The 26,677-nt window shown below is 63.4% G+C and carries 22 protein-coding genes; 1 reads left to right on the forward strand and 21 read right to left on the reverse strand.

Translation table 11 applies throughout. The features are described from left to right. Positions 1-28 precede the first annotated feature (28 nt). From AB4061_RS03670 to AB4061_RS03720, 11 genes are all read right to left on the reverse strand, one after another. The gene (locus AB4061_RS03670) at positions 29-643 is read right to left on the reverse strand and encodes a hypothetical protein (protein ID WP_441630987.1); all 615 of its coding nucleotides are present in this window, start codon (positions 641-643) and stop codon (positions 29-31) included. A 37-nt stretch (positions 644-680) separates the two neighbouring features. Beyond that, complete coding sequence (locus AB4061_RS03675; RefSeq protein WP_441630989.1) at positions 681-1,301, reverse strand: 3'-5' exonuclease; 621 nt, start codon at positions 1,299-1,301, stop codon at positions 681-683. 53 nt (positions 1,302-1,354) lie between these two features. Continuing rightward, the gene (locus tag AB4061_RS03680; RefSeq protein ID WP_441630991.1) at positions 1,355-2,329 is read right to left on the reverse strand and encodes an oxygenase MpaB family protein; all 975 of its coding nucleotides are present in this window, start codon (positions 2,327-2,329) and stop codon (positions 1,355-1,357) included. Between the two features lie 66 nt (positions 2,330-2,395). Beyond that, entirely contained in the window at positions 2,396-3,418 is a 1,023-nt protein-coding gene (locus tag AB4061_RS03685) for a cytochrome d ubiquinol oxidase subunit II (RefSeq protein ID WP_441630993.1), read from the reverse strand. After that, positions 3,415-4,794, reverse strand: a complete 1,380-nt coding sequence (locus AB4061_RS03690; RefSeq protein WP_441630995.1) for a cytochrome ubiquinol oxidase subunit I — start codon at positions 4,792-4,794, stop codon at positions 3,415-3,417. Before AB4061_RS03690 ends, AB4061_RS03685 begins: the two co-directional genes overlap by 4 nt. A gap of 4 nt (positions 4,795-4,798) precedes the next feature. Beyond that, positions 4,799-5,416: a GbsR/MarR family transcriptional regulator gene (locus tag AB4061_RS03695; protein ID WP_441630997.1), complete on the reverse strand. Its 618-nt coding sequence runs from the start codon at positions 5,414-5,416 to the stop codon at positions 4,799-4,801. 212 nt (positions 5,417-5,628) lie between these two features. Continuing rightward, positions 5,629-6,723, reverse strand: a complete 1,095-nt coding sequence (locus AB4061_RS03700) for a transporter (protein WP_441630999.1) — start codon at positions 6,721-6,723, stop codon at positions 5,629-5,631. Between the two features lie 107 nt (positions 6,724-6,830). Beyond that, positions 6,831-8,480, reverse strand: a complete 1,650-nt coding sequence (locus AB4061_RS03705; protein ID WP_441631001.1) for a bifunctional 3-(3-hydroxy-phenyl)propionate/3-hydroxycinnamic acid hydroxylase — start codon at positions 8,478-8,480, stop codon at positions 6,831-6,833. Next, a complete protein-coding gene (locus AB4061_RS03710) occupies positions 8,477-10,339 on the reverse strand; it encodes an acyl-CoA synthetase (protein WP_441631003.1) in 1,863 nt (620 codons plus the stop codon). Before AB4061_RS03710 ends, AB4061_RS03705 begins: the two co-directional genes overlap by 4 nt. 122 nt (positions 10,340-10,461) lie before the next feature. Next, entirely contained in the window at positions 10,462-11,418 is a 957-nt protein-coding gene (locus AB4061_RS03715) for a fumarylacetoacetate hydrolase family protein (RefSeq protein WP_441631005.1), read from the reverse strand. Between the two features lie 26 nt (positions 11,419-11,444). Further along, entirely contained in the window at positions 11,445-12,479 is a 1,035-nt protein-coding gene (locus AB4061_RS03720; RefSeq protein ID WP_441631007.1) for a VOC family protein, read from the reverse strand. 797 nt (positions 12,480-13,276) lie between these two features. Between AB4061_RS03720 and AB4061_RS03725 the strand changes: the two genes are divergently transcribed. Further along, positions 13,277-16,711: an AAA family ATPase gene (locus AB4061_RS03725; protein ID WP_441631009.1), complete on the forward strand. Its 3,435-nt coding sequence runs from the start codon at positions 13,277-13,279 to the stop codon at positions 16,709-16,711. A 78-nt stretch (positions 16,712-16,789) separates the two neighbouring features. Here AB4061_RS03725 and AB4061_RS03730 read toward each other — a convergent pair whose 3' ends face one another. The 10 genes from AB4061_RS03730 to AB4061_RS03775 all read right to left on the reverse strand — a co-directional run bounded on the left by AB4061_RS03730 (position 16,790) and on the right by AB4061_RS03775 (position 26,512). Further along, a complete protein-coding gene (locus tag AB4061_RS03730) occupies positions 16,790-17,782 on the reverse strand; it encodes a Bug family tripartite tricarboxylate transporter substrate binding protein (RefSeq protein WP_441631011.1) in 993 nt (330 codons plus the stop codon). 53 nt (positions 17,783-17,835) lie between these two features. Continuing rightward, positions 17,836-18,597, reverse strand: a complete 762-nt coding sequence (locus tag AB4061_RS03735; RefSeq protein ID WP_441631013.1) for a cupin domain-containing protein — start codon at positions 18,595-18,597, stop codon at positions 17,836-17,838. 50 nt (positions 18,598-18,647) lie between these two features. Then, entirely contained in the window at positions 18,648-19,463 is an 816-nt protein-coding gene (locus AB4061_RS03740; RefSeq protein ID WP_441631015.1) for a GntR family transcriptional regulator, read from the reverse strand. Then, positions 19,460-21,250, reverse strand: coding sequence for an acyclic terpene utilization AtuA family protein (locus tag AB4061_RS03745; protein WP_441631017.1), 1,791 nt, complete (start codon positions 21,248-21,250; stop codon positions 19,460-19,462). Before AB4061_RS03745 ends, AB4061_RS03740 begins: the two co-directional genes overlap by 4 nt. A 10-nt stretch (positions 21,251-21,260) precedes the next feature. Further along, complete coding sequence (locus tag AB4061_RS03750) at positions 21,261-22,028, reverse strand: enoyl-CoA hydratase/isomerase family protein (protein WP_441631019.1); 768 nt, start codon at positions 22,026-22,028, stop codon at positions 21,261-21,263. Next, positions 22,021-23,274, reverse strand: coding sequence for a CaiB/BaiF CoA transferase family protein (locus AB4061_RS03755; protein ID WP_441631021.1), 1,254 nt, complete (start codon positions 23,272-23,274; stop codon positions 22,021-22,023). Before AB4061_RS03755 ends, AB4061_RS03750 begins: the two co-directional genes overlap by 8 nt. Positions 23,275-23,451: 177 nt before the next feature. After that, on the reverse strand, positions 23,452-24,546 hold the full coding sequence (locus AB4061_RS03760) for an SMP-30/gluconolactonase/LRE family protein (protein WP_441631023.1): 1,095 nt from the start codon (positions 24,544-24,546) through the stop codon (positions 23,452-23,454). Between the two features lie 143 nt (positions 24,547-24,689). Next, on the reverse strand, positions 24,690-25,238 hold the full coding sequence (locus tag AB4061_RS03765) for a 2,4'-dihydroxyacetophenone dioxygenase family protein (protein WP_441631025.1): 549 nt from the start codon (positions 25,236-25,238) through the stop codon (positions 24,690-24,692). A 450-nt stretch (positions 25,239-25,688) separates the two neighbouring features. Continuing rightward, positions 25,689-26,183, reverse strand: a complete 495-nt coding sequence (locus tag AB4061_RS03770; RefSeq protein WP_441631027.1) for a YbhB/YbcL family Raf kinase inhibitor-like protein — start codon at positions 26,181-26,183, stop codon at positions 25,689-25,691. Positions 26,184-26,275: 92 nt separating this feature from the next. Beyond that, the gene (locus AB4061_RS03775; protein WP_441631029.1) at positions 26,276-26,512 is read right to left on the reverse strand and encodes an SDR family oxidoreductase; all 237 of its coding nucleotides are present in this window, start codon (positions 26,510-26,512) and stop codon (positions 26,276-26,278) included. Positions 26,513-26,677: the final 165 nt, after the last annotated feature.

The raw sequence follows: 26,677 nt of genomic DNA on the forward strand, positions 1-26,677 counted from the left end.
CTGGCGGGCTGGCCAGTCAGCCTTCAGATCAATCGACAATGACGGGCGTGTCACTGGCATCCAGGCAAACGGTCAGTTGCGAGCCTGCTTTGCTGAAGGCGCAATGCGGTAGCGGCGCGCGCAGCGCGTTGGCGAGGGGGATGGCGACGAAGATCAGGATCAATGAGCCGGCGACCACGGATCGCACCACCACCTTTGTGCTCGATATCGGACGGTGACGCCGTGCGCGGGCCGCTCTGACATGCAGGAATACCCCGCCAATCAGCAGCGCTACGCCGACCAGCATCGCTGCGGCAATCTCTTCCCGCTCTGGCGAGAGCAACAGGTTGCCATCGTGCGTGACGGGATAGTGCAACAGCCACCAGGCCCCCGCGCCTGTTTGCACGATCCCGGCCATGCACCAGGCTGCGCGGTGCCCGGCCAGACGAAACGCCGTTGCCACGAGCAAGCCCGCCATTGCCGCGATCCAGGCGCCGGCATACATCAGTAGATTGAAACTACCGCCAAACAGGATGCCGCCCGCGTCCAGTGGCCGCATTCCATGGAAGTCGATCAAGCCGAGACACGTCAGGATGCCCAGGAGGGCAATCCAGCTCAGCGCGGTGTCCAGCCATAACCACTGCTTGGGCACAGGTTGCGTCATTGCGCCATGGGTGCATTGCCGGCGTTCTGCCCACGCATCATTGAGCCTGGCTCTCGCCCAGCGAGCGCAGGAGGGCCGGCACCTTGGCGCTGCTGGTGGCCTGCACGCGGGTGATGAGGTCGTAATCCACCCGGCGCATGCCGTAAGTCTCGGCGATATCGTGCTGCAGGCGGTGCCAGAGGTGGCAGGTCATCTGCGCGTCGGCCATGGCCCGGTGGGCGCGCCCGGCCTTCGGCAGGCGCAGCATATCCACCAGCGTCGACAACCTGTGGTTTTGCGCATGCGGGTAGACGCGCCGCGAAACCAGCATCGTGCAGGCGAAGGTCTGGTCGGCCGGCACGCCCAGCAGCGAGAGCTCGGCCTGCCAGAACCTGCGGTCGAACCCCGCGTTGTGGGCCACCACGGGTTGCTTGCCGACGAACTGGGCCACCTCCCGCATCACCTTCGACGCCGCGGGTGCCGACGCAATCATGTCGTTGGTGATGCCGGTGAGGTGCACGACGTCCGAGGGAATGCGTCTGCCTGCGTTCATCAGGCTTTGATACTGGTCGACGACTTCCCCGTCGCGCAGCAGCATGACTGCGATTTCCGTGGCCCGGTCGCCTTGACGCGGTGACAGTCCTGTCGTTTCAAAATCCAGAACCGCAACTGTCTGCATGGTGTTCTTTCCTGTTTCCTATTGTTAGTGAATCGCCCGCCCGGGGTGGCGGGTCAGGACGACTGCGTCTGCGCCGCCGGTGCGGGCTGCAACGCCCGCCGCCGCGCGCGCGCTGCCAGGCCGCTGCCCAATGCCCAGCGCAACGTGGGCGCCAGCACACGCATCCCGGCCAGCGAGACCGGACGGCGGATCGCGGTGCTGCCGTGCAGCCCGAGCTCGCGCTGCGCCCAGCGCGGCAATAGCGCAATGCCCGCGTCGCCCATGACGCGCACCGCCGGCACCAGCAGCGGGCTGGCCACTGGCATCGCCATGACCAGCCGCACCACTTCGCGGGTGCGGTCGCTCACCACCAGTTGGGGCCGCATGCGCTCCAGGTAGCCGGCGATGGCGTCGGCGCTGCGTGGCACGCCGGTGGCGCCGAGCCGCTCGGCGATCTGTGCCACCTCCGCGTAGTAGCGGTCCTGCTCGGTGACCGAGAGTGGGCCGACATAGCGCAGGTAGGCGGTGAGAAAGCTCGACACCTCGGCCACATGCACCCAGGTCAGCAGCGCCGGATCGTCGGCCGCGTAGGGGCGGCCATCTGGCGCCGTGCCCTTGATCGCCGCGTGGATGCGCCTGACCCGGTCAATCAGCGCCAGTGCATCGGCGCGGTTGCCGTAGGTGGTGCCGGCGATGAACTGCGCGGTGCGGCCCAGCCGGCCCTGCATATCGGTGCGGAAGGTGGAATGATCCCACACTCCGGCCAGCGCCAGCGGATGCATGGTCTGCATCAGCAGGGCGCTGACGCCGCCAGCCAGCATCGCGGGGAAATCCGCGTGCACGCGCCAGCAGACCGCGTCCGGCCCGAACAGGCCGGGATCCCCGGGCGGGTTGTCGTAGTCGAGGCTGAGGCCGGAGTTGCTGCGGGTCAGGCCCCGCACCTGCGCGCCGGCACGGGCGCGCAGGCGGTCGAGCAGCCGCCGGGGGAGGGGGGCGGCCTGGGGCGTGGAGGGTGGGGTGCCGGGTTGTTGGCCTTGCGAGCCGCTCATAGGTGCCTGGTGTGCGTGATATGCGAGGTTGATCGACCGCCGCGCAGTAAATGCATCAGTAAATGCTCAGTAGTAATGCAGGTCGGTCGCCTTCCCCCAGAATACACGGTAGGCATACACCGTGTAACCCAGGATGGTCGGCAGCACCACTGCCGCGCCCACCAGGATCACCCCCAGCGACTCCGGCGCGCTCGCAGCTTGCCAGATATCGATCTTGTCCACCACCAGGTACGGGAAGATGCTGTAGGCCAAGCCGTTGAACGCCATCAGGAAGATCACCGCCGTGCCGGCGAAGGGCACCCAGCACCAGCGGTCGTTGCCGCGGTCGTGCATGGCCGGCAGGCGCCGCAGCAGGCGGTCGATGAGGATGAACAGTGCCACCGTGACCAACGGGATCGGCGCCAGCAGGATGATGTTGGGCAGCGAGAACCATTTGTCGAAGATGCGCTGGCTTACCATCGGCGTGACCAGCGAGATCGCCGCCACGCCAATGCCGGTCAGCCACAGGCTGCGGCGCGCCCAGTACATGGCGCGCCGCTGCAGGCTGCCGCTGGTCTTCATGATCAGCCAGCCCGCGCCCAGCAGGCAGTAGCCCGCCACCAGGCACAGGCCCACCACTACCGCAAAGGCCAGGTCGGGCCAGCCGTGCTGGAATCCGGTGATATACAGGCCGAGCATCAGGCCCTGCGAGAAAGCGGCCAGCAGCGAGCCGGCGTAGAACGCGCGGTTCCACCACGGCTTGTGGTGCGCGCGTGCCTTCACGCGGAAGTCGAACGCCACGCCGCGCAGGATCAGCCCCGCCAGCATCAGCGCCACCGGCAGGTAGAGCTGGGTCAGGATCACGCCGTGCGCAATGGGAAAGGCCACCAGCAGCAGGCCCACGCCCAGCACCAGCCAGGTCTCATTGGCATCCCAGAACGGGCCGATGGAGGCGATCATGGTGTCCTTGTCGGCATCGTCCGCGCGGCGCAGCAGCACGCCCACGCCCAGGTCGTAGCCATCCAGGATCACGTAGACCAGCATGGAGATGCCCATCAGGGCCAGGAACACCAGCGGCATCCAGCCGGCGGGTTGGGTCAGGTCGGTCATTCTGCGCTCCGCAGTTCGCCAGGCAACACGGCTTGAGAGGGTTCGGTCCGCGGGTTGTCCACCTTCGGGTCGGTCCCGGCCTTGCGCGCCAGGTAGAACACCACCGAGACGTAGGCCGCGATCAGCGCCAGGTAGAGCGCCAGGTACATCGCCAGCGTGGAGGCGATCATCGCCGCCGGCACCTTGGACGCGGCCTGCGCGGTGGTCAGCACGCCGTACACCAGGTAAGGCTGGCGGCCGATCTCGGTCACGTACCAGCCAGCCACCAGGGCCACCCAGCCGGAGAAGGTCATGGCAATCAGCACGCGGGCCATCCACGGCGCGGGCTGGCCACCACGGCGCAACTGCCACGCCGCCACCCACGATGCCGCCAGCATCAGCAGGCCCACACCCACCATGATCCGAAAGGCGAAAAATAGCGGCGCCACCGGCGGGTGCTTGTCGCCAAAGGCATCGATGCCCTTGATTTCGCCATCCATTTGATGCGTCAGGTAGAGCGAGGCCAGCTTGGGAATGGCGATCTCGAAATCATTGCTTTGCGTGCTTGCGTTGGGCACGCCGAACAACACGGCGGGCGCGCCCTTCTCCGTCTTCCAGATCCCCTCCATCGCGGCGATCTTGGCCGGCTGGTGGTGCAGCGTATTCAGGCCATGCAGGTCGCCCGCCACGATCTGCAGCGGGATCAGCACCGCGGCAATGGTCACGCCGGTGCGCAGCGACGACAGCACCTCCGGCACCCGGTCGCCACGCAGCCAGCGATAGGCGGAGATGCCTGCCAGCAGGAACGCAACAGTCAGCCCCGACGCCAGCAGCATATGCACGAAGCGGTACGGGAACGACGGGTTGAAGATCACCGCCAGCCAGCTCGTCACATGCGCGCGGCCATCGATCATCTCGAAGCCCGCCGGGGTTTGCATCCACGAATTCAGCGCCAGGATCCAGAACGCCGACAACGTGGTGCCGCCCGCCACCAGCAAGGTGGCGATGGTATGCGTGCGGTTGCTTACCCGGCGCATGCCGAACAGCATGATGCCGAGGAAGGTCGCCTCCAGGAAGAACGCCGTCAGCACCTCGTAGGCCAGCAGCGGACCGGCCACGTTGCCCACCGTCTCCATATAGCCCGGCCAGTTGGTGCCAAACTGGAAACTCATGGTGATGCCGCTGACCACGCCCAGCGCAAAGGTCAGCGCAAAGATCTTCACCCAGAAACGGTACGCCGCCATCCAGCGGTCATCGCCGGTCCTATTGAAGCGCAGCTTGAAAAACAGCAACACCCAGCCCAGCGAGATGCTGATGGTGGGAAACAAGATGTGGAACGTGATGTTGGCGGCAAACTGCACGCGCGCAAGCACCACCGGGTCGAGCGACGAGAACATGCAACTACTCCTTCCGGGTGCGGGTCGTCTTGGCTTTCACGGTACTGGCAGGGGGTGTGCCGGCGCGGGCTTTTCCGCCGATGGCCAGGCTGAGCTTGTCCTTCACGTCCAGCAGCTTGTTGACCTTGGAGCCGAGCTTCATCAGCTTCTCCAGCGTGGCCACATCCAGCTTCTGGATCTCGCCGAACCAGCTCGTCACCAGCAGGATCAGCCCGTACATCTCCTTCATCCGCTCCTGCGCATGGCGATCGTTCGGATCGCTCACGGTCTCCAGCTGGACCTCGCGCAGCATGGACAACGTGGGGTCGATCTCGCGCCGGCGGCGCTCTTCGGCCAGGGTGCGGAAGATCGCCCAGACATCGTCGGGTGCCGAGAAATACTCGCGGCGGTCACCCGGCTGGTGAGACAGCTTGACCAGGTTCCACGACTCCAGCTCCTTCAGCCCGATGCTGACGTTGGAGCGCGAGAAGCCCAGCGCCTCGGCGATTTCGTCGGCGTTGAGCGGGCGGGAGGCGGTAAACAGCAAGGCATAGATTTGCCCAACCGTGCGGTTGATGCCCCAGCGGCTGCCCATTTCACCGAAGTGAAGCACGAAGCGCTGGATCAGGGGCGACAGATGCATCTTGTTTGTTTTGAATTTTTAGGAAGTTGTGAAAGTTTAGTACGAAAAGGCGGGCTGTGCTGCGGTGCGGGGTGCGACAACGGGTCGCTGCTGCCTGGTGTCAACGTCACGTGTCTCTGTTGTCACGTCCCACAATTCCCGACCTGAGTGCATCCAAGTCGTCAGGCCAGGGCAAACGGCGAGACACGATGAAAGTTGTCTCGCCATCGTCGTCAGAACAGCTTGATCAAACGGATCTGGGTCATGCTGCCGACCTTTGCGTTGCGCGAACTGGTTGTCGCCATGTATTGCAGCGTCAACGCGGCGTCAATGCCAGGCACCATCGCGGTATAGAACGCACCGGCATTGAGCGATCGGTATCGGCTCGAGCCCCAGGGGTTGTTCGAGTCATCCTGGTACTGCTGAACGAAGACAGTGTGCAGTCCGAGCACGCCAATTCCGCTCTTGTATGCCGCCGCGCCTTCCAATCCGATCCAGTTTCCGCTGCGGAGGTCATTGTCACGATTCTTCGTATTCAGGCCCAAGGTCACCTTTGCCGCGATGGCGACGTCCGGCGTTGGCAGGTAGGCCACTTGCACCGACGGCCGCAGCGTGTAGAAATTACCAGTGCCTATGTCGGGTGCAGGCGATGCGTTGTAGCGTCCTGTCGGAATGACGAAGGATGCGCCCAGCAATACACGCAGTTGTTCGGTCGTATAGAGCCAGCCGCCTTGCAACTCCAGGTCGCCGACGCCCGATACGTCGCCACTGGAACTGGCTGCTTCGCCGGCAAGGTTTGACTGATATGTCGCGCCGAACTGGCTGGCGATGGCCTGCTGTGCGGCCGCGGGGACTGCGGGGTTCGCCTGCACGGCCGGCGTTGCGGCAGTAGCCCTGACCGATTGGGACTTGACGCCATACGGCAGAACGCCGCCGAACGCGAAGCGACCACCGCCATAGTCCGCGTTGGTAATGTAGCCAATGCCGAGGTTGAACAGCTTGAAAGTGCCTGAGGCAGGGATCTGGGCGGTATTGGCGCCATACGTGGGATACGCCGTCACGGGGGTAGGGGACGGAAGTGGAATGGCACCACCGGGGATCGGCTTCGTCAGTGTGCTGCCGTCGTTGCCGGTCACCTTTCTGATGTCGATATAAGTCGCTGCAACGCCAACTGCAAGCCCGGCGGCATCCGGGGGTGCAAACATTTCCCCTCCGATGCTGCCTGCTATGTTGTACCGCACCTGAAAGTCTTCTCCGGCATGCGCGGTCATGCTTGCAAGGCAAGTGATGGCCGAGATGGAAAGGCGATAAACAGAAGTCTGCAACACAAGGGTCTCCTCCTTGTTATTGAAGCGACGTAAAAGAAGCCCCGCCCGCCGGCGCCATGAAGTGGCCCCAGAAGGTTAGTTTTCTGTCTGCGGGGCGGCTGGCGCCTTCAGGCCGCCTTGGGGAGGCGCATGTCGAGGCGGACCTTTGGCGGATCGATCAAATCAAGGGCTCGCTGGAGGATGTGCTCGGCCTGAGAGGCCGGGCCTTCGGCGAGCACGCATCGGTCCGGACGGACAACCACCATCCAGTCGAGCGGGGCCAAACGGGGCAACACGACCTCATCCAGCGCTTCGAGACGCCGGCCTTTGGGAGCGAGATGCTGCGCCTGGGCACGTTGGCACCATTGCCACACCTTGCCGCCGGCGAGGGACCAGCGCGTCATGAGCTCAGGCGACAGCCGCGTTGCGGGGTCGAAACCGAATCCGATGACTGCACATTCAAGCCCCAGGCAATCGTCGCTAAGTGTCGGGATTCCGCTTTCAGCTGGTCGGACCCAGCCCTGTGGAAAGCTCGAACCTGCACGCAGCTTCTCGGTGCCGCGCACGCGCACAAACAGGCCATTGTCAAATGTGTTTGCGGGCTTGACTTTCAAGTCTTCGAACAAGGCACGGCCACGTGGCAATAGCCGCATCGCGCTCATGCATCCGTGAATGGCGAGTGCCGCCGCTCTGTTGCGTGGCATGACAAGTGCCCCAAGGAAGCGCGCCAGGTTGATGATCTTCCTTGCGTGAGGCCGGCGTTCCTGATCATAGCTGTCGAGAATCTGCTCGCTCGCCTGGCCGCGTAGCACCCACGCCAGCTTCCACCCAAGGTTCGCCACGTCTCGCAGGCCGGCCACCAGTCCTTGCCCGGCAAAAGGTGGGGTAATGTGAGCGGCGTCACCAGCCAGGAAACATCGACCCTTCGAGAACGACTTGGCTTCGCGTGCATGAAATCGATACACAGCGGTGCGTTCGATCTGGATCTTTTCAACATCGCACCACGGCGCTAGCAGTTTGCGCACCGATTCTGGCCGCTCCATTTCCTCGGCACGTTCTCCCGGCTTCAACATGAATTCCCAGCGCTGGCGCCCCCCTGGCGCGACCATATGTGGCGTTGGCCTTGCCGGGTCGCAGAGAAATTCGCAATGGTCAATGGCATTCGGTACGCCAAGCGCGTCGACGATCAGCCAGTCCTGCTGGAATGTGCGGCCCTCGAAATCCAGCCCTAACTCACGCCGGACCAGTGAACCTGCGCCATCGATGCCAACCATGTACTTCGCCCTGACCTGCAGGGCAGGCGAGCCAGCTGATTTCACGACGGCATGCACATGGTGACCATCATCGACGAACGACTGGAGTTCAGCCCCGAGGCGAACGTCCACGGTGCGGTACGCTGACAGCTTCTTGCGCAGCACCGCCTCCAGCTCCGGCTGGTAGAACGTGACGAGCATCGGATGGCCATCGACAATCCTCGCGCTGTTGATGCGCGCAAAGCGGCCGAACAGCGGCGAGCGGTATTGCACCTTCGGAATTGCCACCGTGGCGAATTCTCCCTCCGCTACGCCCACGAGCTGCAGAATGCGCAGTGCCTCGTTGTCCAGCGCGATCGCGCGCGGCTTCGCAAAAATTTCCGTGGCGCGGTCGATGGCCAGGACGCGAATCCCGTAGCGGCCAAGCAGGTTGGCCAGCGCTGCCCCCACCGGCCCCAGTCCAACAAGCAGGACATCCGTATCGAGCATGCTTCCCTGCGGAGTCTTCCCGGTGTTCGTCATCATTGCTCCTGCCATGCGGAGATCACGGGATAGCGGGCTACCAGTGCCATTGCCGCCTGACGTGACGCAACCGGTCCGGAGATATCGGCCACGGTACCGCGCTCGGGACAGAGCCGGGCTTTAACGCGGGTGTCAGACATGCCATGTCCGGCAAGCGCGGCCTGGATGACGTGCTCGACGGCGCGCAGTCGCAGGTCCGGCTTTGAGACCTTGCCGACGGCCGTAAGGGGTAGTGCTGACATGATTTCGATGCGCACCGGCACCGCCGCACGTTCAGGAATCCTCTCGCGGGCGTACTCCATCAACGCTTCGGTGCAAGTCTTTGCGCCCGGCCTGAGTACCGCGAAGGCCACCGGCAATTCGCCCGCATGGGTGTCTGGCTGCCCAACCGCAGCGACCATGGCGACTGCGGGGTGCGCGGCGATTGCATCCTCGATCATCGACGGATCGATGTTATGGCCGCCACGGATAATCAGGTCTTTCGCGCGGCCGCACAGCGTGAGAGATCCATCCGCATCAAGGCGGCCCAGGTCGCCCGTGTTGAACCATCCGCCCTCGATCCAGATGCCGCGGTTGTCGGCTTCCCGCAGGTAACCGGGAAAGACATTGGGGCCGCGTATGCCGATCACGCCGGTCATACCGGCTTCGGCAAGTTCGGCGGGCCGGCCATCTGCATGTAGCTTGAACAGCTTCAATTCCTGATACGGAATGCGGATGCCAACCGTACCGGCCTTGGGCGCGGCTTGTAGCGGGTTGACGGTTGACACGCAACTACCTTCCGTCAGGCCATATCCCTCGTGGATGCGAACACCAGTGACCCCTTCAAACTCGTGTGCGATCTGACTGGGTAGCGGCGCGGCACCACAGAGAACGTGGCGCAAGGTCGGGATCCCGTCCGCAGGCAACGGCCTGGAAAGCAGTGCTGCCAGTATGGTTGGCACGGCGGAAAACGTGGTGGCCCCAAATCGGTTGGCAATCTCCCAGAAGGCGTCTAGCAGGCCCGGCGTCCGATACCCGCCAGCTGTCAGCATGACGATTTCCGAACCGCTGTGAAGCGCACCGAGTCCGGTCACCATGGCGCCATTCACGTGGAAAAGCGGCAACCCCGCCAGCATCACGTTGCACCGGTCGTCAATCCGTTGAAGGACCCATGCCATCACGGCTTCATTCAGGTGACTGTGCACGGCCACCTTGGGATACCCGGTGGTGCCACCCGTATGAAAATAGGCGCACGGCTCGGTGGGGGTGAATCGCCGCCCGCTGATCAGCCGCGTACTGTCGGATTCGGCCAGCGCGTCATGGAAGTCAAGCACCTGCACGCCGGGACGGCTCGGCATCTTGCCGCGCGGGATGTGACCGCCGGAACCGGTACGCCGCCCCATCGCCGCCGTCGGGTCGACCTGCAGGATCGTCTCGATCCGAGGCAGCCTGTCGGCGACTTCCACGGCTTTTTCCCAGATACTCCCTTCGGTGGTGGGCCCCAGGGCGATGACAACCTTGGCTTCCGTCTCTTCGCAGATCCGGGCAACGTAGCTGGATTCCAGCATCGGGTTGATCGGGCTGGCGATGCCGGCAGCCTCGGCACCCCATAGTGCCAGGTGGCTCTCGATCAGGTTCGGTAGCAGGATTGCGACTGGCACGCCCGGCGTGATACCCAGGCGGTGCAGTGTATTAGCAGCGCGATGGATGCCTTCCAGCAATTCGGCATAACGGACGTCGCGCGTCGGCGCGCAGGGGCTGCCATCCAGTAGGAGCCGCAGGGCCACGCGTTCCGACCAGCGCTCGCAAGCGGTCCGTAGTACCTCGTAAGTGTTTGTGGCGCGGATCACGTACTGCCAGGGCGTGCGTTCGATCTGTTCCACGTCCTCCAGTCGCCTGACGACCTCTGGCATGGCGCTGATTGCAAGGCTACTCATAAGACTTCACTCTCGTTCCAAATACTGCGATGGGATGCCACATGTTTCGTCGCCAACTGGCGTGGTCGTCATGCCGATGTGATAACGGTGGTCTGCTCACCCAGGTCGATGATGCCGTCATCTGTGCGAATCGAGGCCCGGATGCTATCGCCGGGCCGAAGGTAGGCGGGATTGGTCAGGCCGCGGCGCACAAACATGCGCCATTTGCCGGCGTCGCTGAGAAAATGTTTCGCCATGAGCATAGCGAGCTTGCCCGGCGCGCGGGCCGCGCAACCGGCTGGCGTACCGGTGGCGATCAGGTCGCCTGTGTGAACGTCGTGCATGGATGCCAGTTCAGTCAAGGTTGAAGCCGGCGCATGGATCATATCGGCGCAGTAGGCGTCCTGCCGGGGCTGTCCGTTGACATCCAGGCGCATCCGCAATTCCGGCCAACGTTGCCACTCTTCCGGTGTCAGCAATATGAGCCCAGGGCCAACGGGCCCGAAGCCGCGATAGCTCTTGCCCTTGTAGAACTGACCCTGCGGCAATTGCACGTCACGTGCCGACAGGTCATTGACGATGGTCACGCCGGCAAGCCAATCACCGAGAGCGTCGGGGCTGACCTTCACGCCAGGTTGCAAATCCCGCCGCAACACCAGCCCGAGCTCGATCTCGTAGTCGAGCAGCTTGACGTGGGCCGGGGAGGCAACCGGAGCATCCGCGGCCGTGATGCATGAGGATGCCTTCGTGAAGATGGTGTTGAAGGGAAAATTCTCGACACGCAGACCGGATTCCATGACGTGGCTGCGGTAGTTGATGCCTTGGCAGAGGAATTGCTGGTTCTGCGTGACGGGTGCGAGAAGCTGGACGGCCTCGCGCGGAATCGTTGCCTGCGCCGCCGGCACTTGCCAGATGCTTTGCCAGTGTTTGGTAAGCAACTCGCCTGTGGTCGCGGCGTTGGCCTGCAACGGCGCGATGCGCGCGCCAAAGAGAATGCCCCATTGCGGGCCATCCGTATGGATGTAGCGAATTACGGTACGAGACATGATATTTCCTAGGGAATTGCTTAGTTCTAAAGCCAGGGTCTGGCGGGTGCGCCCAGCGCAGTTTCGATCAGCTTGAGCCGCGCCGGCGCAATCGCCTTGCGGTGTACCAGCCTCAGCACCTTCAGCACATTGCGCAAAGTCTTTCGTGGCTTCATCGAGGCCGGTGCGTCGGCACCCCAGGCCCAGATACCGCCGAAATCAAGCGGCGAGTAAGCGGTTTCGAAATCCGCGGTGAAAAGGTCCCCATCGGTGTAGTGCTCCAGCTCAAAGCCGTCCGGGTCGCGCCAGTAGTCGAACAACTGGCTTCCCAGCAAGTGCCGCCCGATGCCCCACATGTGCGAATGGCCTTGCGCACGCAGCACCTGTTGACCTTGTCCGAGCGCATCGAGATCGATGACTTCGTACGCGCTGTGCTCGTATTTCTCTTCGATGCCACCCACCAATACGAGGGTGTGGTGGTCGGCTGGCGCCTGGCCAAGGTCGAGCCGGCAGAAGGCCAGGTTGGGACTGCCATCCGCGAGGTACTGCACATCGGTAGGAATGACACCAAGTACGGTCATGTACCACGCCGCCATGGTGGCAAAGTCCACGGTTTGAAGTACAACATGACCCAGCCGGACAATACTGGCCGGCTCAATCGGGGTGCGAACGGTGCGGTTGACTCGCGACGTATGTTGCGCCGTGTTGGTCAACGTCATGGGTGGGCGCATGGGCAGAGCTTCGACACGCTGCTGGCCTTGCACGAGCCAGACACTACGGCCGGAGGGATCGAATAGCTCGACACCGCGGCCGCCTCCGGGAATCTGTTGTTCGGACAACCACGTGGCGCCAAAGCGATCGACATACCGATGCAAGTCGGTATCGTCGGACATGCGAAAGGCAGGCCCAACGAAGCGGCTCGCCGCCGAACGTTCGGCCACGGCAATGCAAGGGGCCGTCCCGGCGCCACGGGCCGTGATCCGGTCAGGCGAGACGCTGACCAGATGCATGCCGAAATCGCGCCAGAAGCGTTCAGTCGCCGGCAGGTCTTTCTTTTCCCAGCGAAGGAACGCCAGTTCCACGGCTCTACCGAGCGGCTTTGGGCGCGTGAGCCGTTGCACGCCAGGTGGCAGCCGGCTCTCCGGGTGAGACTCCGGCTGGCGGAGCATGACAGTCGATTTGGGCATGAAGTCTCTAACCGCTGAGCGGTCCGTTTGAGATTGTTTTGGATCAGCGCCATGCATGCAGGTGCTGCCAAGGAGGCGCCACGGCGCTTGCGACGTCGGAATGCGGAGGCAATCGACGTCGTTCATAGGCGTGATAATAGTATTATTGTCATAATGACAGATAGCTCGTTAACACCTAGGGGGGCGATAAGGTGGGGCGGTCGCAGCGCCCCGCCGCGCGCAAGGTGTGGGGCGTTTCGCGTCTACCGGCCAAGGGATCGCATGCCGGCAGCCATACGAGCCGCATCGCCCGGAGCACTGGCGACCGAAATGGCTGCGACCCAGGGGGTCTCCCGGTTCAGCACCGACCGGTGCGCAGTTGAGTCGGGTAAGCGATACACCGATAGAGCCGGGTTGACGACTTGGATACGCGATCGTCGGCGTGGGCCCGTGGCCCCCGGCCCCGCGCTGCGAGGACGGATTCTGTGGGGCAGCCAGCACTTCATCGAACGCAAAGCCGGCTTGGACTCTGATGCGCGCTATCCAACATGGGCTGGGTAAGCCGAATCGCGGCCCAAAGTCCATGTGAGCGACGATCAGCGGAATACGGCAAACCGTATGGTGATCGGCATTTTCGGTAACCTATATCTTGCGACGGGCGGTCATTACGCTTCTAATGAGTTCGTGGCAGGCTAAGGCTGGCAGAGGGCGATATGCGCTGCACAAAATGCGGGTTCGAGAACCCCGCGGGAGGAAAATTCTGCGAGGAGTGCGGGAAAAGGCTTGCGCAGATCTGCCCGCAATGTGGCCAGGAGTCCAGCCCCACAGCAAAGTTCTGCGGTTCTTGCGGCGCGCCCATGACGGAGCTGGCCGCAACGCTAGTCGCTGCCGCAGTGCCAACGCCCGCTGTCCCCGCACCGGTTCTTTACACACCGCCCTATCTCGCCGAACGCATCCTCGCCGAGCAGGCCGCGATGGAGGCCAGGGGGCAGGCTGCCGGCGAACGCAAGACCATTACGGCGCTGTTCGCGGACATGGCCGGCTCGACCGCCTTGATCCAGGACCTGGACCCCGAAGAAGCACGCGGGCTGATTGACCCCGTGATCGGGCTGATGATGGAGGCCGTGCATCACTACGAGGGATACGTTGCCAAATCCCTGGGCGATGGCATCCTGGCGCTGTTCGGCGCGCCGATTGCTCACGAGGACCACCCCTTGCGGGCGTTGTACGCGGCGCTGCGCATGCAGGAAGCGATTCGGCGCCTTGGTGACCGGTTCCGTCTGGAGCAGGGTGTCCCGCTGCAGATCCGGGTCGGCATCCATACCGGCGAAGTGGTGGTGCGCTCGATCCGCAAGGACGACTTGCGCGCGGACTACGACCCGGTGGGGCACACGATCCATATCGCCGCCCGGATGGAAGGCGTCGCAACACCGTCGTCGATCCTCGTCAGCGAATCGACCCATAAGCTGACCGAGGGGTACTTCGAGTTCAAGGGCCTCGGGACCACGCGCGTGAAGGGCATTCGGGAGCCCCTTGCGGTCTATGAGGTGCTCGGCCTAGGCCCCTTGCGCACGCGCCTGCAAGTGGCGGCGCTTCGCGGTCTGGCGCGTTTTGTCGGCCGCCAGGCCGAATTGGAGCGCCTGCAGGAGGCGTCGGAGTCGGCCAGGGCGGGGCAAGGGCAGATCGTTGGGGTGGTGGGCGACGCGGGCGTCGGCAAGTCGCGTCTGTACCACGAGTTCAAGGCACGCTCGCAGCGGGGCTGCATGGTGCTCGAAACCTTCTCGGTTTCACATGGCAGGGCCTTTCCCTATCTGCCTTTGATCGATCTGTTGAGAAACTACTTTCAGATTGCCGCGCAGGATGACGAACGGCTGTATCGCGAGAAAGTCACCGGCAGGTTGCTGACTCTGGATCGCACACTGGAGGACCATCTGCCCTATCTGCTCTACCTGCTCGGTATCAGCGAAGCGGGCTCGGCGCTGCCCAAGATGGATGCCACCATCCGGCGCCAGCGCACCTTCGAAGCCATTGCACGGCTACTTGTGCGTGAGAGCCGGAATCAGCCGCTGATGCTCTTGTTCGAAGACTTGCAATGGCTGGACAGCGAGACCGAGGCCTTTCTCAATATCCTCATCGAGCATGTGCYGCGCACCAGATTGCTTCTGCTCGTCAACTACCGCCCGGAATACGCGCATGATTGGGGCGGGAAACATTACTACACCCAATTGCAACTGGAACCGCTGGGGCAAGCGGAGGCACAGGGTCTGCTCATGGCGCTGTTGGGAGACCATCCCTCGCTCGTGCCCCTGAAACTGCTCATCCTGGCCAAGACGGAGGGTAATCCGTTCTTTATGGAGGAAGTCGTCAAGACGCTGGCCGAGGAGAGTGTCTTGCTTGGCCAGCCCGGCAGCTACCGGATCGAGAACTCCCCTTTGTCACTTCATATTCCGACGACCGTGCAGGGGGTGCTCGCCGCGCGTATCGACCGCCTTCCCGTCGCCCAGAAGGACTTGCTGCAGACCCTTGCGATCATCGGCAAAGAGTTTCCCTTGAGTCTGATCCAGCATGTCACCGCGCAACCGGAAGAGGCTCTGCGCCCGCTTCTGAGTGACCTTCAAGCCGGCGATTTCATCTACGAGCGTCCGGCATTCCCGGAAGTGGAGTACGCGTTCAAACACGCGCTTACCCAGGAGGTGGCCGCTAACTCCCTCCTGACAGGTCAGCGCAGCGTGCTGCATGAACGCACAGCCCGGGCCATCGAGACACTGTTTCCGGGTCGGTTGAAGGACTATTGCAGCGAACTGGCTCACCATTACAGCAAGAGTGGCAATGTGCCGAAGGCCATCGAATACCTCCATCTTGCGGGCCAGCAGGCCTTGCAGCGTTCAGCACAGATCGAAGCGATCCATCATCTCAGTGCAGCCCTCGAACTGCTCAAGTCCGTGGCGGACACCCCCGAACGCGCACGCGAGGAACTCACCCTGCTCCTGACCCTCGGTCCCGCCTGGATGGCCGCTCGAGGCTATGGTGCGCCAGAGGTGGAGGCCACCTACACGCGTGCATTGGCCTTGTGCGAACAGGGCGGAGAAATACCGCAGATCTTCTCGGCACAGCTAGGACTTTGGTCGTTTTATCTGTTGCGTGCGCAACTCAGTACGGCACACGCCTTGGCGCAGCGGCTGCTCGGTTTCGCGCAGGATAAACAGGATCCGGAACAGCTCGCGGAGGCGCACCGCATTCTTGGCGCCACCTTGTTCCGTCTGGGCGAGATCAGGATGGCCCGCACCCATATGGAGCAGGCGCTGGCACTGCACCGCCCTGAGCGGCAAACATACAGCAAACTTCTACGCTATGCGCCGAACCTCGCCCTTCATATCCGGAGCACATTAAGCTGGACGCTCTGGTTTCTGGGCTTGCCGGACCAGGCACGCGCGCGCAGCGAGGAAGCGCTGGCGCTGGCCAGAAAGTCCTCTGATCCGTTCGGCCTTGCCTTGTGCCTGATCTTCGCGGCCGAATTGCACCAGTACCGGCGCGAAGTGCAACTGGCGCGGGAGTGTGCAGACGCCGCCATCGCACTTTCGAGCGACCAAGGGTTCCCCCTCTATCTGGGTTGGGGAACGATCCTGCGCGGCTGGGCGCTGGCCGAGCAGGGTAGTCATGAGGAGGGAATCGCGCAAATACATCAAGGCCTCAGCGCCCACGAAGCGACCGGGGCGGCATTGGGTCGGCCGAGGCTTCTGGCACTGCTCGCCAACGCTTACGGAAAAGCGGGGCAAGCCGAGGAGGGGCTTCGTGTGCTGAGTGAGGCGTTGGCTCTGGTGAAGAACACGGGCGAGCGGTTCGCTGAGCCGATTCTGCTTCGGCTCAAGGGGGAACTGATTCTAATGTTGTCTGACGGCGAAGCCGGCTCGTCCACCAGGGCCAAAGAAGCCGAAGCGTGTTTTCAGGCGGCAATCGCCATGGCTCGTGACCAGGGTGCCAGGTCAGTCGAGCTGAAAGGCGCGCTGAGCATGGCCCGGCTATGGCAATGCTGCGGCAAGATGGATGCTGCGCGCTCGATCCTGGCCGGTATTCATGGCACGTTCGCCGAGGGATTCGATACCGTTGACTGGCAAGACGCAAAAGTACTGTTGGAAGCGCTGACGTAAGCGGCCAGGCCAGGCTCGCGCAGGCGTCTGCCGACGACGCGTGGTCGGCCGAGCATTCTCGCGCCGCCGAGGCGCGGGCTATTCCGGCTGGATACCGGCGGCCTTGATCACCTCAGCCCATTTCGCGGTCTCGCTGCGCACGAACGCTGCCAGCTCTTCTGGCGTCGATGGGGAGGGTTGGCCTCCGGTCCGGCCGAAGTACTCGGTGGCCTCCGGGCGCACCAGCCCCTGTCGAATCAGCTGGCTCATACGCGCGACGACCGGTTTTGGCGTGGTGGCAGGGAAGAAGGCGGCAACCCAAGCCGTCATCTCGTACCCTGGCAAGCCGCTTTCCGCCATGGTCGGGACATTGCCGAGCAGGGGATGGCGCCTGGACGTGGTCACGGCGACTGCGCGCAGCTTCCCGTTCTGGATGAATGGCAGGGCTGGATTGATGTCGGAAATCATGAAGTCGACCTGGTGGCCCATCAAGTCGGTCAGGGCCTGCGGCACGCCCTTGTAGGGCACGTGCAGTGCCGGTGCGCCGCTCTTGATCTTGTAGAGCTCACTGGCGACCCGGGTGGAGGAACTGCCGCTGGCGAAGGACATCTTGCCTTGCCGGTCTTTCGCCAGCGTGGTCAGCTCTGCCAACTTCTGCACCGGGCTGTCGGATGGCACCACCAAGACCAATCCGCTCTTGGCGATCAACGACACCGGCGCGTAATCTTTGATGGGATCATAGGGCAGCTTCTTGAAGAGGGACGCATTGGCCGCGTGGGTGGTATTTGTCGTGATGAGCATCGTGTAGCCATCTCCGGGCGCTGTCGCGACCGCCGTGGCCGCGATGAACCCGTTGGCACCGGGGCGGTTTTCCACGACGACGGACTGGCCGGTCTGGGCAGTGATGATCCGCGCGATGTAGCGCGCGGCGTTGTCCGTTCCACTGCCTGCAGGGAAGGGCACCACCACACGGACCGGTTTGGCCGGATACTCGTTCAGGCCATCTGCCCACACCAGTTGCGACGCCGCGGAGGCAGCAACTAGTCCGGACAGCAGGGCGAGCATGCGTCGCCGGGGAAATCGCTGGATCATCTTGTCTCCTCCTGTATCTTGGGATCTGATTGATTCACTTGGTCGAGCTTGCGTCAGGTCAGCGGATCGTGTGCGCGAATGACAATCAGCTCGCGCTTCCCGTCTGCCGATTCGATGCTGAGTTCCGCACCGTCGGGAACGTAGACCCACTCCCCGGTCCCGGCGGCGAAACGCTCCCCTTCGATGCGCCCGTGGATCGTGCCACTGCGAACGAAGAGCACCTGCTCGGTCTCGCCGAGCCTGTGTGGCTCGGCGCCGCCATCCGGATCAAGGTCGACCATGTAGATGTCGAGAAACCGGGAATCGACGGTCTGGCGTGTGATGACCGGCCTGGCGAGCGCGCCCCGGTAGTGCGGCAGCGCGATCGCTTCGGTGCTGATTGGAACGTCGCGGACATCGGCGGCACCGGCCTGAAGGCGCGGGTCGCCCGGGCCGGTCGCGATCACCGCTGCGTTCGGGTTTTCGCTGTACGGCGGAGCGTAGACCACCATCACCCGTACCGGTTCGTCGCCGATGACCTCGAAGCGATGGAAGACGCCGGCCGCATTGAAGCTCCAGTCCCCTGCGCGCAAGATGCGCTGTTTTCCGGGTAGTTCGCCGATACCCTCGCCGGCGAGCAGGAGCGACGCCTGCTCGAGGTCCGGGTGTGCGTGCGGCAACGCGCCTTGGCCCGGGGAGATCGTGCCCAGCAGGACCTCGAGCCGGCGCGCGCCGACAGTCTCCTTGCCAATGATGCGCTGGTTCGCCGTGCCCGTGTGGTTGGCCGGTGCGTACGCGGGCACGTCGGCGGCCCTCCGCACAAAGGATGATGTCATTTCGGTGTCTCCTTGTTCAAATAGTGAAGTCTGTCAGTGAAGTCTGTCGCTCAGCGGCGGCTGTCGGGGATGGCCAGCGCCGGATAGTGCTCGGTCAGCTTGGCTGGAATCTCCAGATCCAGGATGAAACGGTCGCCGCGGTACCAGAACAGCCCTGCCAGCAGCACGTTGCCGTCGACATCCAGGGTCGATCGGACGATCCTGGCGATTGGTGCCCCGAAGCCATAGGCGAGATCGCGTGCCAGGATATAGTCGGCCGGCTCAACCGTCATGGTCTGCCGCATCATGCCAAGGCGGTCGCCTTCGGCCTGGCGCAGCAGATGACCGAGTTTGTGGTGCTTCTCGCCACCGCGGGGAAAGCGGGCAAAGACCGACGAGGCCACATACATCTCGATCAGGCAGAATGGCGTGCCGCCATGTACATGCAGTTTTCGCACCATCACGTAGCTGTTCAGCGGCGTGCCGCGCCGGACCAGGCCCGGCCGCAACGCCACGCCCTCGCGCATTTCCAGGATGCGGATTTCCAACTCGCTGTCATGGGCCGATTCGTCATTGATGGCGGAGCGCAGCCCTTGTCCGGGCTCTGATGGCTGCTTGATGACGTGCGTGCCACGACCGCGCTGGCTGCGGACCAGCCCCTCTTCCGTCAGCGCGGAAAAGGCCTGGCGCACGGTGACTTTGGCGATCCCATAAGTTTGCGCGAGGCTATCCACGGTTGGCAGCTGCATACCCACCGGGTACTCGCCCGAAACGATCCTGTGCCGGATGACGCTGGCCAGTTGTCGGTATCGCGTCACGCCGCCGGTGCCGTCGTCGGCGAGGATGACGCTCTCGTTGGCAGCTGCGGTGGGCGCACTCCTCGTCATGACAACAGCTCCCGCGGCACGCGCACCGGCATGGTCAGCAGGATCTGCGCCATGCCCTTGCCGAGCGGATCATTGCGCAGCGACGCCATGCCGCCGCCATCCAGGGCCGACTCGCAGACAAAGTTCATGGCGTCGAAGCCGGGCAGGTCGTAGCATGTCACCGGCCCCTTCACCAGGTACCCGAGCCAGTCCGCCACGCGCGCCACCGTCACTTCGGCCCGCAGCACGGGCAGGTACGCCGGCCGGCGCGCAATCAGCCCGATGTTCGAGGTATCCCCTTTGTCGCCGCTACGGCCATAGGCAAGCCGTATCAGCGGAACTTCGACGGTATCGTGTTCAGCAGGGCCGGCGCCCGTTTGTTCGGCGACTGCAGGTGCCGCGGGCGCGACCGTTGCCGCCGTGCCACTCGAAGGAATGGTGACGCCGCTGCGTACGCCGTTCATCACCACCGCCGGCGTCAGGGCGCTCTTGTCGAGCAGGAATGCATACTGGCGGATCGATGGCGAGGGACTGGAACGCCCACCAGCCGAGCCCGTCGTGCCCGGCGCCCAACTGGTCCCCGCCGCGGCAATTTCCCGCGCGAACAGTTCCAGGGCCGCCTTCTCGGGATGCATGACCGCCAGCCGCATCACCGCCTCGCGGGTGTGTCGGACGGCAGCATGTGGCCCAAAGCAGGACTCTGCTCCCAGCACCTCGATCCGGGTGCGACTGTAGTCCCCCCACCCGTTCTCCCCGAAGAGCTTGCGCGTGCGGGCGAGGATCGCTTCCGCCGTGCGTTCTGCCTTGGCGACCGCGTCGACGCCGACGATGGAAAGCTGCGCGTTGCAGCGAAAGCCATCGACATAGGTGGCACAGACTTTGTAGGCATTGCTCGGGGCCCGCCCGCGTGCGCCGCTGACTTCCACCAGATCCGGTGCGGCCTGCCGAAGGGTTACCTGCGTGAAATCGCAGGTGACGTCTGGCAGCAGGTAGGTGGCCGGGTCGCCGATCTCGTACAGCACCTGCTCCCCGACCGTGGCGGTGTTGACCAGTCCCCCGGTGGCGGGGGGCTTGCCGACAACGAAGGTGCCATCGGCACGGCACTCGACCACCGGATAGCCGATGTCGTGCCAGTCCGGTACGCTTTCCCAGTCGGTATGCAAGCCGCCCGTTGCCTGGCACCCACACTCGATGACGTGGCCGGCCAGACTGCCTTGGGCCAGGCGATCATAGTCGTCCGCATGCCAGCCGAACTCATGCATCAGCACGCCGAGTGTCACGGCACTGTCCACGCAGCGTCCGGTGATGACGATCTGGGCCCCCTGGTCCAGCGCCTGCCGGATCGGCAACGCGCCCAGATAGGCATTGGCGCTGACCACGTGCTCTGGCAAGGGGCGGCCTTGCTGCATGTCTTGCACACCGGCTTCGCGCAGTTGGGGAAGCAGGGTCATCACATCATCGCCTTCCACCACGGCAATGCGCAGCGTCAGTCCCTGTTCCGCTGCCAGAGCGGCAATGGCCTGCGCACACCCGTGCGGGTTCATGCCACCGGCGTTGCTGACCACACGGATCCCGCGTGCGGCGATCTCCCCGATCAGGGCCTTCATTGTCACCGTCACGAAGTCGGTGGCGTAGCCCAGCTCCGGCTTGCGCAATCGGGCAGCGGCCAGGATCGACATGGTCAGTTCGGCCAGATAGTCGAACACCAGGTAATCGATATCACCGTGGCGCACAAGCTGTGGCGCGCCGACGCTGCTGTCGCCCCAGAAGCCAGAAGCGCCGCCAATACGTACCCTTTTCGCGTCCATTCCCATCTCCCTATCTGCCAGTCCACATGGGCTGGCGCTTCTCGCGGAATGCCAGCTGGCCTTCGCGCGCGTCCTCGGTCAGTGCAAACAGCCCTATCTGGCTTTCCGTGAACGCCATGGACTGCTCGAACGACATGGTTTCCATATGCTTGAGCGTGTACAGCCCCCGACGGATGGCGGCGGGCGAATTGTTCAGCAGGCGGGCCAGCAGCAAGTCCAGCCTGGCGTCGAGATCGTCGCTGACATCGTTGACGAGTCCTGCGGCCAGCGCTTGCCTCGCGGACAGTGGCTCGCCGCACAGGCACAATTCGGTGAGCGTGCGGCGTGGCACCAAGTGCTGCAGCACGCTCAGGACCTGCGCCGGGAACAAGCCCAGCTTGACCTCCGGCAGGCCGAAGCGGGCGCCTTCGCTAGCTATCGCCAGGTCGCACATCGCCATCAGTCCCATGCCACCCGCCATGCAGGCCCCGTTGACCCGCGCGATCAGCGGCACTGTTGACTGCCTGGCGCAGCGAAACAGGTCGGCCATCCCTTGGTAGGGATCCGCGTAATCGAACGTGAACGATTTGCCGGTCTGCAGATCGGCGCCGGCACAGAATGCCTGTTCGCCCGTTCCCGTAATGACCACAGCGCGGATGTCGGCATCTCGATCGGCGCGCAGGATGCCGTCGCGAAGTCCCTGCAGCACCCCCGGCGTGATGGCATTGCGGCGCTCCGGCCGGTTGATGGTCAGGTAGAGTGCTGCGTCCCGGACCTCGCACAGCAGTTCATCATTCATGGGGCGTTTCTCCTTCGGTTCGTTTCGCTTTTGACCCATCCCTGGAGATGCCTGACGCGAACAGCGTATCGATGGAGGCCTCGTCGTAGCCGGCCTCACGCAGTACCTCACGGCTGTGTTCACCCAGGCCGGGCGCATGGCGGCGGCTTGTCGGTGGGGTGCCATGCCATTCGCTGGGCACCGCCATCTCCCGGATACGTCCGACGGCTGGGTGGTCCGATTCGCTGAAGAAGCCGATATCCCGCAAATGGGGATCGTCCAGCAGTGACTCGAACGTGTGCATCGGAAAGACCGGAATATCAGCCTCCTTGAGCAGGGTGCGCCATTCCTCGGTGGTGCGCTTGGCCATTTCGTCGCTGACCATCGCATACAGTTCGGTGATGTTGGCGGTGCGGGTGTTCATGTTGGCGAAGCGCGGATCGGTGTCGTACAACTCCGGCTTGCCAATGACCTGGAGGAAGGCCCGCCAATGATGATCGTGATAGATCAGGCAGCAGACATGTCCGTCCTTCGTCTTGTATGGGCGCCGTTCGGGCGAGAGCAGGCGCGGATAACCGAAGCCGCCCTTTGCTGGAACGAAGGTCTCGCCATACAGGTGGTCTCCCATCACATAGGGAACCATGGTCTCGAACATGGGGACATCAACGCGCTGGCCCTTGCCGGTGCTCCCCCGCGAATACAGGGCGGCACAGATCACGCCGAAAGCATAGAGCCCCACCGAGCGATCCGCGATGGTGATTGGCAGATATCGAGGACTGTCGCCGCTGCCCAGCGAAACGGCCAGCGGCAGGCCGGTTGCGGCCTGGATCAGATCATCGAAGGCTGCCTGGGGCGCGTAGCGTCCGCGCTGCGAAAAGCCGAACATGCCGACGTAGACCAGGCGCGGATTGATGGCCGATAGCGTTTCATAGTCCAGCCCCAGCCGCTGCATGGCCTGTGGGCGCACGTTGTAGGCCAGCACGTCAGCATCCCGTACCAGGCAAAGCAGGGCCTCGCGTCCCTCGGGCGCCTTCAGGTCAAGCACGATGCTGCGCTTGTTGCGGTTTAGGCCGAGAAAGAGCGGCCCCAGCTTTTCATCGCCGCAGGGACCTATCCCGCGCGTACTATCTCCGGTTGGAGACTCGACCTTGATCACGTCGGCGCCCAGGTCAGCCAGCATCTGGGTAGCCGAGGGCCCCATGAACACTGACGTGATGTCAACCACTTTCACGCCGGCCAGCGGCCCCGTTGTCTCGTCTTTCTTCATATCCATTTCATCTCGGTGGGTCAATGTATGACGGCTGGCCGCGAGGCCACCGTTCCCTGCCTGGCCGGTGTTGAACAGGCAGCCGAGTACATCGTTCTATAAGTCGACCTATCGAAAAAGCGGAAGGTAGGTCAAGTGCCGCGCGCTGCCTGACGGGGGAGACTTCTAGCCGATGGGCTACTGGGGCCCGCCGTCGAGTTCTGGTATCCGCTTCTTGATTTTCGAGATAGTGTGAATCTTCACCCGTTGCGCCCACGGACCATCGATGGTGCGCAGATTCTTGCCCACGAGATGCGCCAGGCCAAGCTCGTCACTGAGCTGCGAGAGCGACGTCTCGATATCGAGCGAGAGGTTGGTGACAAGAACGTCGCCGCCATGGAAGACGAGGCTGTTCGACCAGAGGAAGCCTTTGGGAGCCCCCTTGCGATCGATGCCGCCGAAGTCGCCGAGCTTGGCAATCACCCGCCCCTGCGTTGGTTCGAGCACGAGAATCTCGTTGGACTGGTTGCACGCGATCCAGAGGTTGTCGTGCTCATCGATCTTCACACCGTCGGGTCCGCCGCCGATCCGGTTGACGAAGACCTCAGGCGTGCCGGGCTCAAGCGTCGAGCCGGTCAGCGGTATCTTGACAACGATGTCGTTCGCCGTATTGGCGACGAACATGGCCGTTTTCTTGTTGTTGAACGCCAAGCCATTGGCGCCGATGGTCGGCGGGATCCGCGTGGGCTTCAGCAGCGCGCTGGTGACCCATGCCGACGCTTCGCCGCCGTCGGGTCCGACCTTCCAGATGATGCCCTGGTGGGCGTCGGTCACGTAGACGTTTCCGGCGGGGTCGAACGTCAACCCGTCGAGGCCGGGGTTCTTGCCGGTGACCGTCATGAACACGGACGAGGCACCTGTACTGGGATCGACGCTCAGGACCTTCGCGCCCAGGTAGTCGACGACGAGCAGCTGACCCGTGCGAGGATGGAAGCCGACGTCAAGCAACATTCGACTCGAGCCCTTGATGCTGACAGTGCGCAGGTGCTTGCCCTGCGGGTCGAACACAAGAAGCGCGCCCTCGCTCGTCCTGGGTTTTTCCACCGCCACCGTGACGACGTAGACGTTGCCTTCGCGGTCCACGGCGATCCCCTCTGGATGCGCCTCCCCCGGAGGCAAAGTGGCGAATGTCTCAACCTTGCCGCGCTCCCAGGCTCTTGCGGCTAGCGGCGTCGCCAGCAACACGAGCAATATCAGCATCGGCAGTATCGGCATCCTCTGGGCTTTGATCATTCTCATGTTGCACTCTCTCAATCTCGCGGATTGATGGATCGTCACTGATTGCTCTGATCGGTGTCGTACACGCTGGTCTATAAGGAGCAGAGGAACGGCACCGCGCAGGCCGACGAGCGGCCTGCCATGGTGTAAGTCGCTCTTTATTCCTTGGTAACGTCGGCACCGTTGCCCCTGACGTAGGGCACCGGTCCGATGCCGCGCGCCGCCGCAAGAGCGTGGATCGCGTATTGGATCGAGAGCGCGTCATTGAGCGAGTGGAACGTGCCGTCCTCGTTGAAGCTCACTTGCGCGCCTTCGATCCAGGCGATGGTGATCGTGTCCTCGGTGTTGTCCTCGGGGGTGTAGAAGGTGTGCACCGAGCCGCCGGGCTCGTACAGGTAGGAGCCCGCCGTCTGCGGCTGGTCGGGGTACTCGCGATACTTCCAGCAGCCCTGGATCGTCCACACCTGCGCCGTACCGGTGTGGTAGTGAATCGGCAGGGAACAACCGGGTTCCACGATGGCCATGAAGACCCACTCTCCGCGCTCCGGGTCCAGGCGCAGCGGCTTGATGTGGATGCCCGGAAAGACATCCTTGATCAGCGGGATCTGCTCGATGTTGACGGTCAGGAGCTTGTCCTGCGGCAGGGCGGGCAGCGGCAGGAGGGCGCCGGTAGACGTGGTGGGCTGCGCGAGAATTCTTGCATTCATGAGTTGTCTCCGTTTGTTAGAGGAGGTGAAACAGTGGACGGAAACCGTCCTTTGGTGAGACAGAAGAGGCCCGCCGGACCGGCGGCAAACTCAGAGCGGCGCCGGCAACGCGCCGGAGGCATAGAAGCGTCCAGCGCAAAGGTGAAGCCTGGCTAACCGCTGCCGGGCCTGCATGTCACTGGATACTCCTAAAGTTCTAATGTTAGAAGTTTAGGCGCTGAGGAAGGTTTTTTCTGCCCCTTGTTTACCCTAGGGACTGAACCAGGGCCTTTGGCCTTGCTTGCAGCCCTCTAGCTGCCCGCCGTCGGGGTTCGGTGATAGCGGGTACCGTTTTCAATGCGGACGCGGGGATGACGATCTCTGAGGCGTAGCCGTCACCCCGATACCAGATAGCGCCGGCGTACAGCATGTTGCCTTTGCCGCGACGACGCACGCCGCACGCCGCGACATCTAGCGTTTGTAGAGGCCGGTCAGGGTAGCCGTGGCGAGCGTGTTCTGGTAGATGAAGAAGCGCACCACAGCGTTGGTCGGGTTGGCAGGCAACCCCAGCTTGGGCACGCCCAGGGCGTGCACGGTGAAGATGTAGCGGTGCGCGGGCAAGCCCTTGGGCGGGCACGGACCGCCGTAGCCGATGGCGCCGTAGTCGTTGGCGGCCTGGGTGCCGCTGGCGCCCAGGTCAGTGCCGTCGCTGGGGCCCGGGCTTGCGGCGAGCTGGGTGACGGACGAATGGATGTCGAACAGGATCCAGTGCCAGAAGCCACTGCCGGTGGGCGCGTCCGGGTCGTACAGCGTCAGCGCAAAACTCCTGGTGCCTTCCGGCGCGCCCTGCCATTGCAGCGCGGGCGAACGGTTCTGGCCGGTGCCGTCGTAGCCATCGAACTCATGCACCAGTTGCAATGGATCCTGATCCTTGAATTCAGGCGATGTTAATGTGAAGTTGCTCATGCCCTTTCCTTTCACTTGATTTCGATAATCAGAAAGCCGTATCGCTTGGAGGTGCCTGCGGCCGCCGGACGAAAACAGGCGTCGCTTGCCAGCTACAGCGTCGCTTCGGCCACGTCGTCCACAGTGTCAATACGTCCGAGCCGAAAGCAGGCCTCGAAGGCCTGCAATATCTTGGGGATGTTCAGGGCCTCACCCGACATCGACGTGCGAGTGATGCCAGGCGAGATCGAATTGGCGCGAATACCGAATCGGCCGAACTCGTTGGCCACACAGCGCACGACGTGGTCGGTGCCAGCCTTGGGTGCCAACGGCTCCGCGTGTCGTCCCATGGAGTCGTGAGCCCGCTTGCCTTCGGACCTCACGACGGCATAGAACCAGCGCGCTGCTGGGTCTACATGTCACTGGATATATCCTAACATTCTAATGTTGGAATGTTAGAGGCTGCGGGGGGTTTTTCTGCCCCTTGTTTACCCTAGAGGCTGAACGAGGAGGGC

The organism is Cupriavidus sp. YAF13, from assembly GCF_052113425.1.
In the GTDB taxonomy this organism is placed as follows: Bacteria; Pseudomonadota; Gammaproteobacteria; order Burkholderiales; family Burkholderiaceae; genus Cupriavidus.

Bases quoted from the DNA above. Each gene is read 5' to 3' on its own strand.
- AB4061_RS03705 (WP_441631001.1), bottom strand. From the start codon at position 8,480: ATGATGACGAACACCGGGAAGACTCCGCAGGGAAGCATGCTCGATACG.
- AB4061_RS03690 (WP_441630995.1), bottom strand. From the start codon at position 4,794: ATGTTCTCGTCGCTCGACCCGGTGGTGCTTGCGCGCGTGCAGTTTGCC.
- AB4061_RS03695 (WP_441630997.1), bottom strand. From the start codon at position 5,416: ATGCATCTGTCGCCCCTGATCCAGCGCTTCGTGCTTCACTTCGGTGAA.
- AB4061_RS03750 (WP_441631019.1), bottom strand. From the start codon at position 22,028: ATGAATGATGAACTGCTGTGCGAGGTCCGGGACGCAGCACTCTACCTG.
- AB4061_RS03775 (WP_441631029.1), bottom strand. From the start codon at position 26,512: ATGGGACGACACGCGGAGCCGTTGGCACCCAAGGCTGGCACCGACCAC.
- AB4061_RS03755 (WP_441631021.1), bottom strand. From the start codon at position 23,274: ATGAAGAAAGACGAGACAACGGGGCCGCTGGCCGGCGTGAAAGTGGTT.
- AB4061_RS03680 (WP_441630991.1), bottom strand. From the start codon at position 2,329: ATGAGCGGCTCGCAAGGCCAACAACCCGGCACCCCACCCTCCACGCCC.
- AB4061_RS03765 (WP_441631025.1), bottom strand. From the start codon at position 25,238: ATGAATGCAAGAATTCTCGCGCAGCCCACCACGTCTACCGGCGCCCTC.
- AB4061_RS03675 (WP_441630989.1), bottom strand. From the start codon at position 1,301: ATGCAGACAGTTGCGGTTCTGGATTTTGAAACGACAGGACTGTCACCG.
- AB4061_RS03670 (WP_441630987.1), bottom strand. From the start codon at position 643: ATGACGCAACCTGTGCCCAAGCAGTGGTTATGGCTGGACACCGCGCTG.
- AB4061_RS03740 (WP_441631015.1), bottom strand. From the start codon at position 19,463: ATGACGAGGAGTGCGCCCACCGCAGCTGCCAACGAGAGCGTCATCCTC.
- AB4061_RS03745 (WP_441631017.1), bottom strand. From the start codon at position 21,250: ATGGACGCGAAAAGGGTACGTATTGGCGGCGCTTCTGGCTTCTGGGGC.
- AB4061_RS03760 (WP_441631023.1), bottom strand. From the start codon at position 24,546: ATGATCAAAGCCCAGAGGATGCCGATACTGCCGATGCTGATATTGCTC.
- AB4061_RS03685 (WP_441630993.1), bottom strand. From the start codon at position 3,418: ATGACCGACCTGACCCAACCCGCCGGCTGGATGCCGCTGGTGTTCCTG.
- AB4061_RS03715 (WP_441631005.1), bottom strand. From the start codon at position 11,418: ATGTCTCGTACCGTAATTCGCTACATCCATACGGATGGCCCGCAATGG.
- AB4061_RS03730 (WP_441631011.1), bottom strand. From the start codon at position 17,782: ATGATCCAGCGATTTCCCCGGCGACGCATGCTCGCCCTGCTGTCCGGA.
- AB4061_RS03735 (WP_441631013.1), bottom strand. From the start codon at position 18,597: ATGACATCATCCTTTGTGCGGAGGGCCGCCGACGTGCCCGCGTACGCA.
- AB4061_RS03770 (WP_441631027.1), bottom strand. From the start codon at position 26,183: ATGAGCAACTTCACATTAACATCGCCTGAATTCAAGGATCAGGATCCA.